Annotated in this window: 18 protein-coding genes; 9 read left to right on the top strand and 9 right to left on the bottom strand. The window is 71.5% G+C overall.

The window, feature by feature from the left end:
* Positions 1 to 211 precede the first annotated feature (211 nt).
* Positions 212 to 703 carry an Lrp/AsnC family transcriptional regulator gene (locus tag ACH4FX_RS07825; RefSeq protein ID WP_398476219.1) on the top strand — a complete coding sequence of 164 codons (492 nt, stop codon included), beginning with the start codon at positions 212 to 214 and terminating at the stop codon, positions 701 to 703.
* Between the two features lie 39 nt (positions 704 to 742).
* Here the strand turns inward: ACH4FX_RS07825 and ACH4FX_RS07820 are convergent, their stop codons facing one another.
* Together ACH4FX_RS07820 and ACH4FX_RS07815 are read right to left on the bottom strand one after the other, a co-directional pair.
* The gene (locus tag ACH4FX_RS07820; protein ID WP_398476217.1) at positions 743 to 1330 is read right to left on the bottom strand and encodes a TetR/AcrR family transcriptional regulator; all 588 of its coding nucleotides are present in this window, start codon (positions 1328 to 1330) and stop codon (positions 743 to 745) included.
* Positions 1327 to 2853 carry a 3-hydroxyacyl-CoA dehydrogenase gene (locus ACH4FX_RS07815; protein WP_398476215.1) on the bottom strand — a complete coding sequence of 509 codons (1527 nt, stop codon included), beginning with the start codon at positions 2851 to 2853 and terminating at the stop codon, positions 1327 to 1329. The genes ACH4FX_RS07820 and ACH4FX_RS07815 overlap by 4 nt, the downstream gene beginning before the upstream one ends.
* Positions 2854 to 3075: 222 nt before the next feature.
* Between ACH4FX_RS07815 and paaN the strand changes: the two genes are divergently transcribed.
* A complete protein-coding gene (paaN, locus tag ACH4FX_RS07810) occupies positions 3076 to 4782 on the top strand; it encodes a phenylacetic acid degradation protein PaaN (RefSeq protein ID WP_398476213.1) in 1707 nt (568 codons plus the stop codon).
* Here paaN and ACH4FX_RS07805 read toward each other — a convergent pair.
* From ACH4FX_RS07805 to ACH4FX_RS07795, 3 genes are read right to left on the bottom strand one after another with little or no spacing between them, the layout of a single operon-like run.
* Positions 4779 to 5597 (bottom strand): TrmH family RNA methyltransferase, encoded by an 819-nt coding sequence (locus ACH4FX_RS07805; RefSeq protein WP_398476211.1) that lies wholly within the window; start codon positions 5595 to 5597, stop codon positions 4779 to 4781. The two genes, paaN and ACH4FX_RS07805, sit on opposite strands and share 4 nt — an antisense overlap.
* A gap of 12 nt (positions 5598 to 5609) precedes the next feature.
* Entirely contained in the window at positions 5610 to 7202 is a 1593-nt protein-coding gene (locus tag ACH4FX_RS07800; protein ID WP_398476209.1) for an HTTM domain-containing protein, read from the bottom strand.
* Positions 7199 to 7867, bottom strand: a complete 669-nt coding sequence (locus tag ACH4FX_RS07795; protein WP_398476207.1) for a DUF5819 family protein — start codon at positions 7865 to 7867, stop codon at positions 7199 to 7201. The genes ACH4FX_RS07800 and ACH4FX_RS07795 overlap by 4 nt, the downstream gene beginning before the upstream one ends.
* A gap of 167 nt (positions 7868 to 8034) precedes the next feature.
* Here ACH4FX_RS07795 and paaA point away from each other — a divergent pair, with 167 nt between their 5' ends.
* The 6 genes from paaA to ACH4FX_RS07765 all read left to right on the top strand — a co-directional run bounded on the left by paaA (position 8035) and on the right by ACH4FX_RS07765 (position 12950).
* Positions 8035 to 8994 carry a 1,2-phenylacetyl-CoA epoxidase subunit PaaA gene (gene paaA, locus ACH4FX_RS07790; protein ID WP_398476205.1) on the top strand — a complete coding sequence of 320 codons (960 nt, stop codon included), beginning with the start codon at positions 8035 to 8037 and terminating at the stop codon, positions 8992 to 8994.
* Complete coding sequence (paaB, locus tag ACH4FX_RS07785) at positions 8991 to 9389, top strand: 1,2-phenylacetyl-CoA epoxidase subunit PaaB (protein WP_398476203.1); 399 nt, start codon at positions 8991 to 8993, stop codon at positions 9387 to 9389. The genes paaA and paaB overlap by 4 nt, the downstream gene beginning before the upstream one ends.
* Positions 9386 to 10180 carry a 1,2-phenylacetyl-CoA epoxidase subunit PaaC gene (gene paaC, locus ACH4FX_RS07780; protein ID WP_398476201.1) on the top strand — a complete coding sequence of 265 codons (795 nt, stop codon included), beginning with the start codon at positions 9386 to 9388 and terminating at the stop codon, positions 10178 to 10180. Before paaB ends, paaC begins: the two co-directional genes overlap by 4 nt.
* On the top strand, positions 10174 to 10671 hold the full coding sequence (paaD, locus tag ACH4FX_RS07775) for a 1,2-phenylacetyl-CoA epoxidase subunit PaaD (RefSeq protein ID WP_398476199.1): 498 nt from the start codon (positions 10174 to 10176) through the stop codon (positions 10669 to 10671). Before paaC ends, paaD begins: the two co-directional genes overlap by 7 nt.
* Positions 10671 to 11735: a 2Fe-2S iron-sulfur cluster-binding protein gene (locus ACH4FX_RS07770; protein WP_398476197.1), complete on the top strand. Its 1065-nt coding sequence runs from the start codon at positions 10671 to 10673 to the stop codon at positions 11733 to 11735. Before paaD ends, ACH4FX_RS07770 begins: the two co-directional genes overlap by 1 nt.
* Positions 11736 to 11816: 81 nt before the next feature.
* Positions 11817 to 12950, top strand: a complete 1134-nt coding sequence (locus tag ACH4FX_RS07765; protein ID WP_398476195.1) for an acyl-CoA dehydrogenase family protein — start codon at positions 11817 to 11819, stop codon at positions 12948 to 12950.
* 20 nt (positions 12951 to 12970) lie between these two features.
* On the opposite strand, the gene ACH4FX_RS07760 is transcribed toward ACH4FX_RS07765, so the two are convergent.
* The 4 genes from ACH4FX_RS07760 to ACH4FX_RS07745 form a co-directional block, all read right to left on the bottom strand.
* A complete protein-coding gene (locus ACH4FX_RS07760) occupies positions 12971 to 13315 on the bottom strand; it encodes a rhodanese-like domain-containing protein (protein ID WP_398476193.1) in 345 nt (114 codons plus the stop codon).
* 10 nt (positions 13316 to 13325) lie between these two features.
* Positions 13326 to 14336 carry a hypothetical protein gene (locus ACH4FX_RS07755; RefSeq protein ID WP_398476191.1) on the bottom strand — a complete coding sequence of 337 codons (1011 nt, stop codon included), beginning with the start codon at positions 14334 to 14336 and terminating at the stop codon, positions 13326 to 13328.
* Between the two features lie 31 nt (positions 14337 to 14367).
* A complete protein-coding gene (locus ACH4FX_RS07750) occupies positions 14368 to 15945 on the bottom strand; it encodes a DUF2252 domain-containing protein (protein WP_398476189.1) in 1578 nt (525 codons plus the stop codon).
* Between the two features lie 221 nt (positions 15946 to 16166).
* Positions 16167 to 17426, bottom strand: a complete 1260-nt coding sequence (locus ACH4FX_RS07745; RefSeq protein ID WP_398476187.1) for an ABC transporter permease — start codon at positions 17424 to 17426, stop codon at positions 16167 to 16169.
* A 102-nt stretch (positions 17427 to 17528) separates the two neighbouring features.
* Between ACH4FX_RS07745 and ACH4FX_RS07740 the strand changes: the two genes are divergently transcribed.
* A complete protein-coding gene (locus ACH4FX_RS07740; protein ID WP_398476185.1) occupies positions 17529 to 17963 on the top strand; it encodes a MarR family winged helix-turn-helix transcriptional regulator in 435 nt (144 codons plus the stop codon).
* Positions 17964 to 17965 lie beyond the last annotated feature (2 nt).

The raw sequence follows: 17965 nt of genomic DNA, 5'->3' as shown, positions 1-17965 counted from the left end.
GAACTTCGGAAAGAGTGGCGCCGATCTCCTCGCCGAAGGCGGTGAAGGGCGACGGGCGGGTAAGCAATGCGATGGGGCGGGCGGCGGCCCGTACCTACCGATTGTTCGGTCGTCGGCACATTTTGGCTACACGCGGGCTCAGCCTGTGGACAATCGGTTCTCCACAGCCTGTGATGAGGGCAGTGCGTCCACGAAGGGGAGGCGAGGCGGTATGCCGGACGAACAGATGGCCAGCAGCGGAGGACACCGCCCCGCACGCCCCTTGGACACCATCGACCGCGCGATCCTGAGCATGCTCCAGACCGACGGACGGGCCTCGATACGCTCCGTCGCCGAGCGTGTACACGTCTCGCGCGCCAACGCCTACGCGCGGATCAACCGGTTGATCGACGACGGTGTGATCCGCGGCTTCAGCGCCCGCATCGACCAGGAACGGGCCGGTCAGGGCGCCTCCGCGTACGTCACGCTCAAGATCGTGCAGAACTCCTGGCGGACGGTGCGCGCCCAGCTCACCGCGCTTCCGGGGGCCGCGCACATCGCCCTGGTCAGCGGCGATTTCGACGTCCTGCTGCTGGTGCACACCAAGGACAACCAGGAGCTGCGGGAACTGGTCCTCACCCGCATCCAGTCGATCCCGGAGGTGCTCAGCACCCGCACGCTGCTCGTCTTCGAGGAGACCGACCTGGGGGCCGAGCAGGGCTAGGACGGGCGCTTCCGCCGGGCCCGCGACTCTGCCGCGGGGCTACTTCCGCAACCCCGCGAAAGCCGTCCGCACCACGGCGTCCGCCACCTCTTCGCTGGTCGCCGAGCCGCCCCGGCCCGGCCGGTACCACTCCACGATCGAATTGACCATGCCGAAGAGCAGCCGGGTCGCGAGCCGGACGTCCACGTCCGGGCGCAGGTCGCCGTCGGCCGCGGCCTGCTTGAGCAGTTCGGTGACCTCGCCGTCGAACTCCCGCCGGCGCTCCATGGCCCAGCGCTCCGTGTCCGTGTTGCCGCGCACCCGCAGCAGCAGCGTCACGTACGGCAGCTCCTCCATCAGGACTTCCGTCTCGCGCCGGGTCACGTACTCCAGGCGCTCGATGGCCCGCCCCGTACGCGCCCCGGGCTCCTGGAGGACCCCGAAGAGCCCGTCCAGCGCCCGGCTTATGGCGCGGTGCAGCAGCTCTTCCTTGCTGCGCACGTGGTGGTAGATCGAGGACTTGGAGATGCCGGCCGCCCGGGAGAGGTGCTCCATGGAGGTGCCGTCGTACCCGCGCTCGTTGAACACCTCGACGGCGACCGCGAGCAGCGAATCGGGCGTGTAGGTGTCGCGCTTGGCCATGGTCATGATTGAAGCATCCCGTGGTCCGGGGTCAAACTGCGCCGCAGGGCCCAGGAGGGGCCGTAGCGCCCGTTGGCGTACTGGTGGTGCAGGGTGTTCAGGAGGTTCCACAGCCAGTGACGGCCGAGGCGCGCGGCCCACTCGGAGGGGCCGCCAGGGTAGTTCACGCCCAGCCGCATGGCCGTGTCGATGTCCTCCCGGCTCGCCACCCCGCGCGCCTCGGCGTCCGCGGCGAAGTCCACGATCATCGCGACCGTACGGGCGACGATCATGCCGGGTACGTCCTCGATGACGCTGACCTTCTTGCCGAGCGCCTGGAAGAGGCCCACCGCCTCCCGTACGTCCTGAGGTGCCGCCTCCGCTCCGGGCGCGAGAGCGACGCGGGTCGCGGTCCGGTAGTCCAGCGCCAGGTCGAAGCGGACGGTCGGCCCGGTCGTGTCACCCGTGGCGGGGTGGCCGTCGGTCAGGGCCAGGCGCGCGCCGCCCGGCAACCGGATGCAGCCCTCGTGCTCCCCTGGTGTGCGCTCCGTGGTGACCTTGATGCCGGCTTCCTCCATCAGCTCCTGGAGGACGGCGGCGGGCCCGGCGAGCCGGGTGTGCACCGCCACCGCGGCCGGCGCGGGGCACGGCTCCGCGGTGTGCGGCAGCTGCCCGGCGGCGCCCTCGGCGTAGTCGTACCAGCCCCGTCCCGCCTTGCGCCCCAGCAGTCCGGCCTCCACGAGGCGCCGCTGCGCCAGGGAGGGCGTGAACTTCGGGTCGCGGAAGAAGCCCTCCCACACCGAGCGTGTGACGGCCTCGTTCACGTCCTGCCCGATGAGGTCCATCAGCTCGAAGGGCCCCATACGGAAGCCGCCGGACTCGCGCAGCACGGCGTCGATGGTGGCCGGTTCCGCGGCCCGCTCCTCGTACACGCGCAGGGCCTCGGCGTAGAAGGGGCGGGCGATGCGGTTGACGATGAATCCGGGCGTGTCGGCGCTGCGTACGGGGGACTTGCCCCAGGCCGCGGCCGTCTCGTACGCGGTGGTGGCCGCCGCCTCGTCCGTCGCGAAGCCGCTGACGACCTCGACGAGGGGCAGCAGCGGCGCCGGGTTGAAGAAGTGCAGGCCGACGAAGCGCCCGGGGAGGCGCAGCGCGCCCGCGACGGCCGTGACGGACAGGGACGAGGTGTTCGTGGCCAGCAGGCAGTCCTCGCCGACCACGTCCTCCAGGGCGGCGAACAGCGCCCGCTTGGCGCTCAGTTCCTCCACGATCGCCTCGATGACGAGTGCCGCGTCGGCGAGTTCGGGAAGCGTGGTGGCGGGAAGGAGGCACGCGCGGGCCGCCGCGCGCTCAGCGGGCGGCAGCTTGCCCTTCTCCACCAGGCGGTCCAGGCGGCGCCCGATCGACTCGGCGGCCTCCGCGGCCCGCCCCGGCAGGGCGTCGTAGAGCCGGACCGGATGGCCCCCGACCAGCGCGACCTGCGCGATTCCCTGGCCCATGGTGCCCGTGCCGACGACCGCGACGGTGCGTCCCGCTTCGATGGCTGTCATGACGGCTGATCCTCCCGACGGAGTTGTCCACAGGTTCGCCGGACCCTCTTGCCCCGACCGATCGTTCGGTTACTCTAGCCCCGTCGCCGAATGTGTTCCCAGCCCTGTCCTCGGACCTGTCCGTGAAGCGGCGTCGCTTCCCCGGCGTGGCGTCCGCGCCCGTGGGGGCGGGTGACCCGTGCCGGCAGGCCCCAGCCCCGCCCGACGAGGAGTTGGTCTTCGATGGCCGCCGAACTGACCGCAGCACAGCTGCTCGAAAAGCACCGCACGACGCTCGACCAGGCGCTGGAGGCGATCCGCAGCCGGGCGTACTGGTCCCCGCACCCGGAGCACCCGAAGGCGTACGGCGAGACCGCCGCGGCGGACGGCGAGGCCGCCTTCGAGGCCCTGCGCGGCAAGCGGTTCGACCTGGACCAGCCCGGCACGGACGACTGGACGGGCGCCGAAGTCTCCCCGTACGGGATCGCGTTGGACATCAGCTATCCGCACCCGGACCCGGACGTGCTGCTGCCCGCCATGCGTGCCGCGATGCCCGCGTGGCGCGACGCCGGTCCGCAGGTCAGGGCCCTGGTGTGCCTGGAGATCCTGTCGCGGATCAGCGCGCGCACCCATGAGTTCGCGCAGGCCGTGATGCACACCAGCGGCCAGGCGTTCATGATGGCGTTCCAGGCGGGCGGGCCGCATGCGCAGGACCGCGGCCTGGAGGCCGTCGCGTACGCCTACGAGGAGCAGACCCGCACCCCGGGCGAGGCCGCGTGGTCCAAGCCGCAGGGCAAGCGCGATCCCCTGGAGCTGACCAAGACCTTCAAGGCCGTGCCCCGCGGCGTCGCCCTGCTGGTCGGCTGCAACACCTTCCCGACGTGGAACGGCTACCCGGGCCTGTTCGCCTCCCTGGCCACCGGCAACCCGGTCCTGGTCAAGCCGCATCCGCGGGCCGTGCTGCCGCTCGCGCTCACCGTCCGGGTGGCGCGTGAGGTGCTGGCCGAGACCGGCTTCTCCCCCGACCTGGTCGCCCTGGCCGTGGACCGCCCCGACGAGGGCCTGGCCAAGACCCTCGCGGTCCGCCCCGAGGTCCGCATCATCGACTACACGGGCTCCACCGAGTTCGGCGACTGGCTGGAGGCCAACGCGCCCCAGGCCCAGGTCCACACGGAAAAGGCCGGCGTCAACACGGTCGTCATCGACTCGACGGACGACTACAAGGGCATGCTCGGCAACCTGGCCTTCTCCCTGTCCTTGTACAGCGGCCAGATGTGCACCACCCCGCAGAACCTGCTCATCCCCCGCGACGGCATCAGCACGGATGCCGGCCCCAAGTCGTACGACGAGGTGGTCGGCGACCTCGCCACCGCGGTCGACAAGCTGCTGGGCGACGACGCACGGGCCAACGCCCTGCTGGGCGCGATCGTCAACCCGCAGGTCAAGGAGCGGATCGAGGCGGCGGCGGGACTGGGCGAGGTGGCCCTGGCCTCCCGCGCGGTCGCCAACCCCGACTTCCCGGACGCCACGGTCCGGACCCCCGTGATGGTCAAGATGGACGGCGCTCGCAAGCTCTGGGAAGGCGCGGGCGCCGACGCGGCCTACCTCTCGGAGTGCTTCGGCCCGGTCTCCTTCGCGGTGGCCGTCGACTCCGCGGCGGACGCCGTGGACCTGCTGCGGCGCACGGTCCGTGACAAGGGCGCGATGACGGTCGGCGCGTACACCACCTCGGCGGAGGTGGAGAAGCTGGTCGAGGAGGCGTGCCTGGAGGAGTGCGCGCAGCTCTCGCTGAACCTGACCGGCGGGGTGTACGTGAACCAGACCGCCGCCTTCTCCGACTTCCACGGCTCGGGCGGCAACCCGGCCGCGAACGCGGCACTGTGCGACGGCGCGTTCGTGGCGAACCGGTTCCGGACGGTGGAGGTGCGCAGGCCCGCCCAGGAGAACTAGCAGATCGCCGGACCGGCCGCTCCGGTCACGTCCGCCGGAGCGGCCGGTGCCGCCGAGCCCCGGGACATCCAGTGGAACAGCCCCATCGCCACGCTCGTGGCCAGGTTGAAGCTGGAGACCCGCGCCTGCATCGGCACCGCGACCAGCGCGGCCGCCCGTTCCCGCAGCTCGTCCGAGATGCCCTGGCGCTCGGACCCGAAGGCCAGGATCGCGTTGTCGGGGAAGGTGACGGTACGGATGTCCGCGCCCTCGGGGTCGAGGGCGTAGACCGGGCCGGGCGGCAGCTCCGGCAGTGTCAGGCGCTCCACGGCGCTCGCGAAGTGCAGCCCGGCGCTGCCGCGTACCGCGTTGGGGTGCCAGGGGTCGAGCGAGCCCGTGGTGACCACCCCGGTCGCGCCGAAGCCGGCCGCCAGGCGGACGACCGCGCCGATGTTGCCCAGGTTGCGCGGGTTCTCCAGCAGGACGACGGGAGAGGGCCGCGGCGCCGCGCGCAGCCGGGCCAGATTCGCCGCGGCGTCGGGGCGTACGGCGAGGGCCGCGACGCCTGTGGGGTGGACCTTCGACAGGAGCGTGCGCAGCGCGGTCGCGGGCACCTCTTCCGCGAGCGCGTCGAGGGCGCCGGTCAGGTCCTCGGCGAGTTCGTCGGCGAGCGCCAGCAGGGCGGCCTTGTCGCTGGTCAGCACCTGTCGCACGGCCCCGCCGAAGCGCAGCGCGTGCTTCAGGGCGTGGAAGCCGTCCAGGAGGACCGAGGCGGGGTCGCCGGCGCTCGCGCGCCAGCGCCGTACCGGATCGTCCGAGGTCCCGTTCTCGATCATTTCCCCACTATCTCAACTGTCCGCCGGGCGGACACCCGCCGCGGCCGGCCTCCCGCGCTCCGGACCGCGCGTACGCCGTGGCAGCACCCGGTCGCGTACGGCGGAGGACCGGCCGCCCAGCCAGACCAGGAACACCGTCGGCAGGAACACCGCGTCCGCCGTGATCATCGCGAGCGAGAAGAACGGCAGGCCCAGCAGGAACGCGATCGACAGGTGCTCGCAGATCATCGCGACGAGCAGCACGTTCTTCAGGCGGCGGTTGAAGAGGGTGAAGGGGAAGGCGACCTGGACGATCACCGTGCCGTAGGTGATCAGCATGATCAGCAGGCCGCTGTCGGCGAGCACCCGGGACAGCTCCGGCCAGGGCGAGAAGTAGTCCAGGTGCATCGGGTAGTAGACCGCGGTGCCGTCCTGCCAGCGGGAACCCTGGATCTTGTACCAGCCGGCGGTGGCGTAGATCAGGCACACCTCGACGACGATCACCAGCATGGCGCCGTTGTGCACCAGCTTGCCGATCATGTCGAGGACGACGCGCGGCTCGCCGGGCGCGTACCGCCGTACCGCCCACCAGGCGCCGTGCGCGAGCCACAGGACCCACAGGGTCAGACCCCAGCCCACCTGCGGGAACGGCCCGGGCCCGAACCAGCTGAGGCCGGACATGCCCAGGACCTGGGCGGCGGCGAGACACAGCCCGAGGACCGCCCACAACACGACACCGGTGATGTCGCGCTCCGGCACACCGGCCGGTCCCTGCGCCCGCTTCGCCGCGCGCCGGGCGTCCAGCGACCACACCTGCCCGCAGCGGGTCAGCACCAGGTATATGGCCATCAGGTGGATGACGTTGTCGCCACCGTCCCCGATGAAGATGCTCCGGTTCTGCAGCGAGAGCACACCCACCATGAACAGCACCGACATGGTGCGGGTGCGCCAGCCGACCAGCAGCAGGGCGCTGCTGATGATCGCCAGGCCGTAGACCAGCTCGAACCAGCCACGGCTGTCGGACCAGGTCAGGATCGAGAACGCCTGGTTGACGTCGAGGAGCCGGCGCGCCATGTCGCCGCTCCAGGGACCGTTGGGCCCGTAGAGCTCCTGGCGGTTCGGCCACTCCCGCAGCAGGAAGAGCAGCCAGGTGGCCGCGAACCCGATACGGATGACGGCGGACTGGTACGGGGCGAGCGCACTGCCCGTGACGCGCCGGAACGCCTGGCCGAAGGCGCGCTCTATACGCGTCTCGTCGGGGCGGGTGCGGAGCGGGGCGGGTGTTCCGTCTGGTCCGTGGGGTGGCGTGACGGGGGGCCAGGCGCTCTTTGTGGAGGGGTCCGTAGCCGCGGTGGGTTCCGCGGAGGGGGTGGGCGGTTCCGTGGATGCGGTGGCCACCTCCGTGGATACGGTGGCCACCTCCGTGGATACGGTGGCCGCTTCCGTGGATACGGTGGCCGCTTCCGCCGAGGCGCCGGTCCGGCCGGTGGTCGTCGGGGAGCCGGTGTCCGCCGCGGCTGCCGCGTCCATCGGAGCGGTGGGGCCCGGCACGTCCGGCACCTTCGCCGGGGAACCGGCAGCCGCGGCCTCGCGTGCCGTCTGCGGAGGCACCCTGTGCGCTGTCACTGGATCGTCGCTCCTTCGGGCAGGTCGGCTGCGGTGACCGGCCACCAGGGCACCTCGCGGTACCTGGGCTTGTCGCTGATCTTCTCCGTGCTCCACGGCGGCGGGCTGACGACCGTCGTCATCGAACGCACCTGCACCTGCTCGACCGTGCCGCGCTGCGCCCACTGCCCGCTCATGCGCTGCATGGCGATCCGCCGGACGTACTGCTCGGCCAGCTCGCCGCGCAGCCCGGAGGCGCGGTTCTGCGCGTCATGGGTGTTCAGGTAGTACTCCCAGGCGCGACGCAGCTCGTTCTGCTGGGTGTGGCTCGGTACGGGGTTGTGCAGCAGCGCCCGGCCGTCGACCGCGGACAGGTCGGTCCAGCCGGTGGTCAGCCGGTCACCGGCCTTCGTCCGCAGCTGGGCGCGGGCCTGTACCGCGATGTTCTGCTGGAGCGGGTTGGGCGCGAACAGCTTCCAGTTCTGCTCGTACTCCGGGAACACGTAGTCGTTGATCAGCTCGCCGTGCTGCTTGCTCAGCGTGTTCGACGGGGCGACGTGCAGGAACATCATCGCCAGATGGACCGCGACGGCCAGTGCGACGGCGCCGGCCGCCGCGGTGATCACGATGCGTGACGGCAGCGAGAGCGCGGCGGGTGGCCGCGATTCGTCCCCGTATGGCTGCATTCCTGCCCCGTTCCCAGTTCCCGAGCGGCTTTTCACCGCCCCGGAACCGTACCTAGGCAGCCCCACCCGGCACACCCTTCCCCGAGTTATCCACAGGCTTGACACCCCGTGCGCCGCACCACACCATTGAACCGAACGATCGGTCGGTCGGGAGCTAGGGGGATCACATGACGACGATCGCGCCGGACACCGAGTCCCTTGCGGCCCTGGAGGCCGGTTTCGAGGCGGCCGTGGCCGCGGACGAGCGCATCGAGCCGCGCGACTGGATGCCGGACGGCTACCGCTCGTCACTGGTGCGCCAGATAGCGCAGCACGCCCACTCCGAGATCATCGGCATGCAGCCGGAGGCGAACTGGATCACTCGCGCGCCGTCCCTGCGCCGCAAGGCGATCCTGATGGCGAAGGTGCAGGACGAAGCGGGTCACGGCCTGTATCTGTACAGCGCCGCCGAGACCCTCGGCGCGAGCCGCGACGACCTGCTCGGCAAGCTGCACTCCGGCCGCCAGAAGTACTCCTCCATCTTCAACTACCCGACCCTGACCTGGGCCGACGTCGGAGCCATCGGCTGGCTGGTGGACGGCGCCGCGATCACCAACCAGGTCCCGCTCTGTCGCTGCTCGTACGGCCCCTACGCCCGCGCCATGGTCCGCGTCTGCAAGGAGGAGTCCTTCCACCAGCGCCAGGGCTACGAGCTCCTGCTCGCCCTGAGCCGCGGCACGGACGCCCAGCACGCCATGGCACAGGACGCGGTGGACCGCTGGTGGTGGCCGTCGCTGATGATGTTCGGCCCGCCCGACGACGAATCGGCGCACTCCGCGCAGTCCATGGCCTGGAAGATCAAGCGGCATTCCAACGACGAGCTGCGCCAGCGCTTCGTGGACATCTGCGTCCCCCAGGCCGAGGCCCTCAGCCTCACGCTCCCGGACCCGGACCTGGTGTGGAACGAGCAGCGCGGCCACTGGGACTTCGGCCCCATCGACTGGAACGAGTTCCGCGAGGTCCTCAAGGGCAACGGCCCTTGCAACGAACAGCGCATCGACCAGCGCCGCCGGGCCCACGAGGACGGCGCCTGGGTGCGCGACGCCGCGGCGGCGTACGCGGCCAAGCACGGGGAGGGAAACCGATGACCACGAACGGCACCGGAGGCGATGCGCTCCCCGAGAGCCTGCCGGAAACGGGCTCGCCGGGCTCTGGCCCGACTGCCACGGCCCCGGGCGCGACCGCCGGAGCTCCGGCAGGCCCCACCGACTGGCCCCTGTGGGAGGTCTTCGTCCGCAGCCGGCGCGGTCTGTCGCACACCCACGCCGGCAGCCTGCACGCCCCGGACGCCGAGATGGCCCTGCGCAACGCCCGCGACCTCTACACCCGGCGCTCCGAAGGCGTCTCGATCTGGGTGGTCCCCTCCACCGCGGTCTCCGCCTCCTCCCCGGACGAGAAGGACTCCTTCTTCGAACCGGCCGCCGACAAGCCCTACCGCCACCCGACGTTCTACGAGATCCCGGAGGGGGTGCAGCACCTGTGAAGCCCGTACCGACCGCATCGGCCCCGGCCGCCGCCGACAGCACCGCGGCCCCCGCCCCCGCGGGCTCCCTCGCCCGGGACGTCGCCGCCGCTGCCCCGGCGCTGGCCCTCGGTGACGACGCCCTCGTCCTCTCCCACCGGCTGGGGGAGTGGGCCGGGCACGCCCCCGTCCTCGAAGAAGAAGTGGCGCTCGCCAACATCGCGCTGGACCTCCTCGGCCAGGCCCGCGTCCTGCTCTCCCTCGTCGGCGACGAGGACGAACTGGCGTATCTGCGCGAGGAGCGCTCCTTCCGCAACTGCCAGCTCGTCGAGCAGCCCAACGGCGACTTCGCCCACACCATCGCCCGCCAGCTGTACTTCTCCACGTATCAGGAGCTGCTGTACGGCCGGCTGGCCGCCGGCAACGGCCCCCTGGCCCCGCTCGCCGCCAAGGCGGTCAAGGAAGTCGCCTACCACCGTGACCACGCCGAGCAGTGGACCCTGCGCCTCGGGGACGGCACCGAGCAGAGCCACGAGCGCATGCAGCGCGGCCTGGACGCCCTGTGGCGCTTCACCGGCGAGCTCTTCGAACCGGTCGTGGGGCTGGACCTGGACCTGACCGCCCTGCACGACGACTGGATCACGCGCATCGCCTCCGTCCTCACCCGCGCCACCCTCACTGTCCCCCAGGGCCCGAGCCGCGGTGCCTGGACCGCGGGAGCCGGGCGCCAGGGGCTGCACACCGAGCCGTTCGGCCGGATGCTGGCCGAGATGCAGCATCTGCACCGCAGTCACCCGGGGGCGTCATGGTGACCACCCCCCTCGAAGAGCGCCTGCGCGAACTGGCCGGTTCCGTGCCCGACCCGGAGCTGCCGGTGGTGACGCTGGCCGAGCTGGGGGTCCTGCGCGAGGTGCGGATGACCGGCCCCGGCCAGGTGGAGGTCGATCTGACGCCGACGTACACCGGCTGTCCCGCCATCGAAGCGATGTCCGCCGACATAGAGCGCGTCCTCCACGACCACGGCATCGCCCAGGTCGAGGTGCGGACGGTCCTCAGCCCGCCGTGGACGACCGACGCGATCACGGCCGAGGGCCGCCGCAAACTGGCCGAGTTCGGCATAGCCCCGCCACGTCCCACCGGGCCGGCCGCCGGTGGACCGGTGCCGGTGGCCCTGGCGATCCGCTGCCCGCACTGCGGATCGACCGACACCACCCTGCTCAGCCGCTTCTCCTCCACCGCCTGCAAGGCGCTGCGCCGCTGCGAGTCCTGCCGGGAACCGTTCGACCACTTCAAGGAGTTGTGATGTTCCACCCGCTCCGGGTCGAGGAAATCGAACGGCTCACGGACGACGCCGTCGCCGTCACCTTCCAGGTGCCGCCCGAGCTGCGCCGGACCTTCCGGCACGTCCCGGGCCAGCACATCGCGGTGCGCCGCACGGTGGACGGCCGGGAGATCCGCCGTACGTACTCGATCTGCACCCCGGCGTGCGAGGACGCCCCCCGGCTGCGGGTGGGCATCCGGCTGGTGGAGGACGGCGAGTTCTCCACGTACGCGCTCAAGGAACTGGCCGTCGGTGACACGGTCGAGGTCATGGCACCGGCCGGCCGGTTCGTGCTGGAGCCCCGCCCCGGGCGCTTCGTGGGCATCGTCGGCGGCAGCGGCATCACCCCGGTGCTGTCCATCGCCGCGACGCTGCTGGACCGGGAGCCGGACGCCCGCTTCTGCCTGATCCGCAGCGACCGTACGGCGGCCTCGACCATGTTCCTGGAGGAGGTCGCCGACCTGAAGGACCGCTATCCGGACCGCTTCCAGCTGGTCTCCGTCCTCTCCCGCGAGGAACAGCAGTCGGGCCTGCCGTCCGGCCGGCTGGACGAGGCGCGACTGCGGGAGCTGCTGCCCGCCCTGCTGCCCGTCGGATCGATCGACGGCTGGTATCTGTGCGGCCCGTATGGCCTCGTCCAGTCCGCGGAACGTGCCCTGCGCGGCCTCCAGGTCCCGCGCGGCCGTATCCACGAAGAGATCTTCCACATAGCCGAGACCACGGGCACGGGGAGCACTGCGGACGCCGTACTGTCCCGTCGTGCCCCCGCGCACAGCACCGTGACCGCGACCCTGGACGGCCGGGCAGGCAGTTGGCCGGTCCTGGACGGCGAATCGCTGCTGGAGGCGGTGCTGCGCAACCGTGCCGACGCTCCGTACGCCTGCAAGGGCGGCGTCTGTGGCACCTGCCGCGCGTTCCTGGTGTCCGGCGAGATACGGATGGACCGCAACTTCGCGCTGGAGGACGAGGAAGTCGCGTCGGGATATGTGCTGGCCTGCCAGTCCCACCCCGTGACGGAGAAGGTGGAGCTGGACTTCGACCGCTGACCCATTCACATTCGCTGCAACCTGTTCTAACTTGACGACCCGTCAGGTAGTCGCCGTGCGGGCACGCGGGAGGACAGGCCAGTGGACTTCACCTTCACCGAGGAGCAGCAGGCGGCCGTCGAAGCGGCGCAAGCCGTCTTCGCGGATGTCGTACCCGACGGCGTGCCCAGCCACGCGCTGACCGCCGGAGCCGTGGCCGACGACTTCGACCGCCCCCTGTGGCGCAAGCTGGCCGACGCCGACCTGCTGAGCCTGCTGCTCGCGCCCGAGTACGGCGGCGCGGGCCTGGACCCGATCGCGCTCTGTCTCGTGCTGCGCGAGTCCGCCCGGGTGCTCGCCCGCGTACCGCTGCTGGAGAACAGCGCCGCGGCCCTCGCGGTGCAGAACTACGCGGGCAGCGAGCTGCGCGCCGACATCTTGCCCGGCGCGGGGCGCGGCGAGCTGGTCCTCACGGTTGCTGCCGCCGGGCGTACCGGCCACGACCCCGCCGAACTCGCCGTGTCCGCGCGGCAGGAGGACGGCGGCTGGGTGCTCGACGGCATCCACACCACCGTGCCCTGGGCCCAGAGCGCCGACCGCATCCTCGTCCCCGCCCACACCGGGGACGGAACCGCCGTACTGGCCCTCGTCCCCCGCCTCCGGGATGGCGTCAGCCTCCACGATCAGGTCTCCACCAACGGCGAACGCCTCGCGGAGATCCGCCTGGACTCCGTACGGACGGCCCCCGACGAGATGATCACCGACCCTGGTGCCTGGGAGTGGCTGCGCAACCTCCTCACCACCGGCACCTGCGCGCTGGCGCTCGGCCTGGGCCAAGCCGTCCTGGCCATGACCAGCGCCTACACGTCCAAGCGGGAGCAGTTCGGCTTCCCCGTCGCCACCTTCCAGGCGGTCGCCGTCCAGGCCGCCGACCGCTACATCGACCTGCGCGCCATGGAAGCCACCCTCTGGCAGGCCGCATGGCGCATCAGCAGCTCCGCGAACGGCGCGCTGCCCCCGGCCGGGGACGTGGCGGTGGCCAAGATCTGGGCTGCGGAAGGAGTGCGGCGCGTCGTACAGACCGCGCAGCACCTGCACGGCGGCTTCGGCGCGGACACGGACTACTCACTCCACCGCTACCACGCCTGGGCGAAACAGCTCGAACTGTCCCTGGGCCCGGCCGCGTCCCACGAAGAAGCGCTGGGCGACCTGCTGGCCGCCCACCCCCTGGGCTGAGCGACCCGAAACACGGCAGGTCAGACGACCGTGCCCGGTTCACCCTTGCTGTTGCGCACCGGGCGGCCAGCGGCCTCCCACGCCTGCATGCCACCGTTGACGTTCACCGCGTCGATGCCCTGCTGGATCAGGTACTGGGCGACCTGCGCGGACCGGCCGCCGACCCGGCAGAGCACGTAGATCCGGCCGCCGTCGGGCGCCTGCTCGGTGAACTCGCCGTACCGGGCGACGAACTCGCTCATCGGAATGTGCAGCGCGCCCTCGGCGTGCCCCGCCTCCCATTCGTCGTTCTCGCGTACGTCCAGGAGGAAGTCCTCCGGCGTGAGAGCGTCGACACCGATCGTGGGCAGAGAACCAAAGTGCATGGTGCCGACGCTACCCGACCAGCTGCGCGAGGTACGCCTCGCGCTCGGCGACATCCGCGAGCAACTTCTCGGCGATCTCGTTGAGCAGCGCGTCCGGGTCGTCCGGCGCCATTTTGATCATCGCGCCGATCGCACTCTGCTCCATCTCGGTCACCATCGCCGCCAGCATCTCCTTGCGCGCCGCCAGCCACTCCAAGCGCGCGTACAGCTCCTCGCTCTCGCTCGGCCGCTGCTCCTGCGGGGTGGGCCCGGCCTCCCACTCGCGGGCCAGTTCGCTCAGCGTGGCCTCGTCCCCGGCTCCGTAGGCGGCGTTGACCCGGACGATGAAAGCGTCCCGGCGCGTACGCTCGGCCTCGTCCCGCGCCAGGTCCGGGTGGGCCTTGCGCACCAGGTCACGGTAGATCCGGCGGGCCTCCTCACTGGGCCGCACCTTCTGCGGCGGCAGGACCGGCTGCTCGTTGAGCATCGCCTGGGCCTCCGGGTACAGGCCCTCGGACCCCACCCAGCCGTGGAACAGCTCCTCCACGTCGGGCATCGGCAGCACCGCCGCCCGCGCCTCCCGGGCCTTGCGCACGTCCTCGGGGTCACCCGTACGGGCCGCGACCGCCTCGGCGATCTGCGCGTCCAACTCGTCCAGCCGCGCGTACATCGGACCGAGACGCTGATGGTGCAGCCGCGAGAAGTTCTCCACCTCCACCCGGAAGGTCTCCACCGCGATCTCGAACTCGATCAGCGCCTGCTCAGCAGCCTCCACCGCCTGCGCCAACCGCCGCGTGGAGGCCGCCTGCGCGTCGGGGTCGGCGGCGGGGTGCGCCGAACCATCACTCTGCTGCGTGCCGTACGACCCAGAATCGTTATGCCCCGGTCCCGCGTGATGAGCGTAGCTTTCATGCCCCTGACCGACCTGGGAAGCCTGACCTCCCCGGTCGGCCCGTCCCACAGAACCCGCATAGCCCGCGGTCCCGTGGGCAGCGTGTGGGTCCTGGCCGTCCTGCGCGTTCTCCGCCTGCGAGTTCGTCACCCGGCCACCCTACGGCCCGGTGCGCTCCTGGTCAGACTCCCGTCTCCGCGGCTATCCGCCCCTTCCGGATCGCCGCGACCAACTCCGCGTGATCCGCTTCCGTACGGTCCGCATAGGCCACCGCGAACGCGGCCAGCGCCTCGTCCAACGCCTCGCCCTTGCCGCAGTAGCCCGCCACCAGGCGCGGGTCGGCGCTGTGCGCATGAGCGCGCGCCAGCAAAGCGCCCGTCATCCGTGCGTAATCGTCGATCTGATCACCGGCCAGGGCGGCGGGGTCGATGCTGCCTTTACGGTTCCGGAACTGCCGCACCTGGTGGGGCCTCCCCGCCCCCTCCCCCCACCCCTCGCCCCGCCTCCCGGACCGCGTCTCAGCGCAGCTCCCAGCCCGCGGCTCAGCGCGGCTCCCAGCCCCCGACTCGGCACGCTTCTGTCCCCGCCCAGCAGCCCGTGCCCCAGGGTTTGCCTCGGTGCGCGCGTCAGCGCCTCCCTCTGCGCTCCTGCTTCCCGTCGGCTCAGGCACCGTCGTCCACCCCAGCAAGCTGTCGCTGACGACCTGCATGCGCCGCTGGCCTCGGGCGATCCTTCGGCCCTCGTGCCCCACCGCCGGAACCGGGAAGCCGGCCTTCTCCACATACGGGGCCAGTGCCGAGCTGCGTGCCTCCTTCACCTGGAGCACCAAGGGCTCGCCGCGGTGGTCGAGCAGCAGGACCACGTAGGAGCGCAGGCCCACGCTCCCCGTGCCCACCACCCGGAACGCCACGTCCTGCACCTCATACCTGGCCAGCAGCGGGAGCCGGTCCTCCGGCAGGGTGTCCAGGTAACCGGTGAGCGACGCAGCGACCGCGGCGGCCTCCGCGTCCGGTATGCGGCGCAGTACGGGCGGGGCGTCCACGAACCGCTTCCCGCCCCCGGGTATCCGCTCCGTCGACTTCGCCGCGAAGCGCGCGCTCGTGTTCTTGCGCGCCTTGGTCGCCACCCGTTCCAGCGTGCCCAGCAGGTCCCGGGCGTCCGCGTGCGAGACCAGTTGCTCGTCGGCTATCGCGTTCCAGGCGTCGGCCGCCGGCATGGCCGCCAACAGCCGCATCGTGCGCCGGTACGCCCCGGCCGCGTCCCGGGCCGCCTCCCGGCACCGCTCCTCACCGGCCCCGGCTTCGCGCCCGGCCAGCACCAGCGAGGCCGCCAGCCGTTTCAGGTCCCACTCCCAGGGCCCGTACAAGGTCTCGTCGAAGTCGTTGAGATCCATCACCAGCTTGCCGCGGGCGTCACCGTAGAGACCGAAGTTGCCCGCGTGCGCGTCCCCGCATATCTGCGCGCCGATGCCGGTCACCGGGCTGTTCATGAGGTCGTACGCCATCAGACCGGCGGAGCCGCGCAGGAAGGCGAAGGGGCCGGCGGCCATGCGCCCGACCCGTATCGGCACCAGCTCCGGGAGCCGCCCGGCATTGGACTCCTCGACCGCCGTCACCGCGTCGGGCCGTCCGGCGTCAGGTGTGAACCGGCCCTGTGCGGAGCGTGGTGCCCGCTCGCGGAGCGCCTTGCCCACCGCCTTCGGCGAGGTGCCCCGCTCGTCCGGCTTGGCGAATCCCGGTACGTACGGCAACCGCGACATCGCGTGCCACCTCCCCCTTCGTCCCGTGCACCGATCCCGGACCCCGTCGTCCGGCCACGCCGGGAAGCCGACAGAATCCCGTCGATCGCTGGTCGCCGGGGCGCTGTCTCCGCCGCGTGTGCACGACGGTACAGACAGGCCCCGCCTCGTGGCAGGGCCTGTGGATAACTCTGGGTGACGCAGTTGTGGACGGTGTGGCACCCGCCTCGGGCGGAGTCGGCTCAGACGCCGACCGCCTCTTCCATCTCCTCTTCGGCGGCTGCCGAGCTGTGCTCGTTTCCACTGGTCGCGGCGTGGGACGGGCGGCGTTCCGGCACCGTCGCCGCCACCGCGGCGGCCGCCACGGCCGTCGCGTTCGCTGCGGCGTTCTCGGCCGCACGCCGCCGGCGCGCCTCGGCCAGGGCCGCCACACCGACCATCGCGCAGCCCACGACGAGCCACAGCACCAGCGCCCAGACGTGCCCGGCCAGTCCGTTGCCGTCGAAGTAGACATGGCTACGGGTGCCCTCGACGAACCCGGCGCCGTTCCAGAACGCGTGGAGGGAGGCGAAGAAACCGTTCTGCAGCTCGGGGCGGAAGACGCCGCCCGCCGAGGTGAAGTTGAGCATCACGAACAGCGCCATCACGCCCAGCGTGGTCCAGCGCTTGAGGAACGTGTGCAGCCCGGTGCCGATCAGCAGGATGCCCGCCGAGTACAGCCAGGCCATGCCCCACAGCCCCCACAGCCCGTGGTCGACGAGGTGGAAGACCGGCCCCGCGAAGAGCGTCCCGAGGATGCTGACCACGAACGAGGTGCCGACCGCCAGCATCGCGCGCATCCGGATCGGCAGCACGGCACCGGCGCCGCCGATCACCGCGACCGACGCGTACGAGCCGATGCTGATCGCGACCATCAGGAAGAACAGCCCCTGCGCCGTCGGATCGTTCTCGGCCGGCGGGACCACATCGGTGACCTTGAGCGGTACGCCCTGCTGGGCCGCGATGGGCGTGAAGATCTTCTGCACCACGGACACCGTGGTGTCGGACCCGGCCGACGCGACCACCAGTTCGGGCGCCGCCTTGGCCCCGCCGGCCTTGGCCGCGGTCGCGGACGGCGCGGCGCCGCTCGCCTTCGCGCCCGGTGCGGTGGAGTTCTTCGCGGTACCGGCGTCGCCGGAGGCGTGCGTGTCCAGCACGTACGCACCGAAGATCTCCTGGTGCTTGAGCTGGTCCACGGCCTCGGCCCGGGTGCCGACCGTGCGTACGTCCAGGCCGTCGTGCGCCTTGTCGTTGAGCGACTGGGCGAGGACCTGCGCCTGGGAACCCGATCCGACCACCGCGACCGGCAGGTGGTGCGGCTCGGGGTGCGCGAACGCGCCCAGGTAGGCCAGGCCCATGCCGATGCACATCAGCAGCGGGGTGACCAGGTGGGTCAGAACGTGCCGCAGATCGGCTCGGTGGTCAGGGCGGTGGTGGTGGTCGGGACGTCGGACCGAACTCATGCGTCGTGCCTTCTCAAGCTAGTCGCTCGCTTCGAGTAGTTGGCTTATACAACTCTCATTCCACGTTGTACTATACAACTACTTCAACGAAAGGCAAGTTCCGTGGCCCGCAGAGACGCATCCGTCGAGACCATCCAGCAGGAGATGACCGCGTTCGCCCGCCGGGCACGCGCCACCGCCGCGCGTATGCACCCCGAGCTGTCGCTCGTCTCCTACACGCTGCTGGCGCACCTCGACGACCAGCAGGGATGCCGCGCGACCGACCTCGCGGCCCACTACATGCTGGACAAGTCCACGGTCAGCCGGCAGATCTCCGCCCTGGAGAAGCTCGGCTTCGTCGAGCGCCGCGTCGACCCGGACGACCACCGCGTCCAGGTGCTGCACCCCACGGCCAAGGGCGCGCAGATGCTGGCCAACGTCACCGCCAGCCGCCGCCAGGCGTTCCACGAACGGCTCGCCGACTGGGACGAAGAGGACCTGGACCGCTTCGCGACCTACCTGCTGCGCTACAACGCCGCCCAGGCGCGCCACGGCTGAGC

Source organism: Streptomyces sp. NPDC018019 (assembly GCF_044327805.1).
Lineage (GTDB): Bacteria > Actinomycetota > Actinomycetes > Streptomycetales > Streptomycetaceae > Streptomyces.
The sequence above is the reverse complement of the archived record's forward strand: the minus strand, read 5'-3'. Positions and strand labels throughout refer to the sequence as shown.